The following is a 313-nucleotide window of genomic DNA, read 5'->3' as shown; positions in this document are numbered from 1 at the left end:
CTCCACCCGCCGCAGCTTGCGCTTCAGTTCCTGGATCTCACGCTGTTCCGGCGTCAGAGCCTCACCTTTCAGCGGCGCCTTGCCTGCTCGCTCAGCCCGAAGCCTGCGTACCCAATATTCCATGGTGGATTTGCCAACTCCCATGGCCTCACACGCCGCCTTCAGCGTGTAACCCTGATCGACCACGAGTTGGGCCGCTTCCAAGCGAAATTCCGGGCTGAACGTTCTCTTCTTCGTCATCATCTGCACCTGACTGTCTCTGTGAGTGATCATACACTCAAAATCAGGTGGCCAGATTCACTATGCCACTACA

At 56.9% G+C, this 313-nt stretch carries 1 protein-coding gene; it reads right to left on the bottom strand.

Annotation, left to right across the window (positions count from 1 at the left end; all coding sequences use genetic code 11):
* The coding region (locus ACZYGA_RS16975; RefSeq protein ID WP_025731690.1) for an IS3 family transposase at positions 1-240 on the bottom strand (240 nt) is incomplete at its 3' end.
* Positions 241-313 lie beyond the last annotated feature (73 nt).

It is taken from the genome of Cobetia sp. BL01 (genome assembly GCF_056493605.1).
This window is presented reverse-complemented; position numbering and strand designations above follow the sequence as displayed.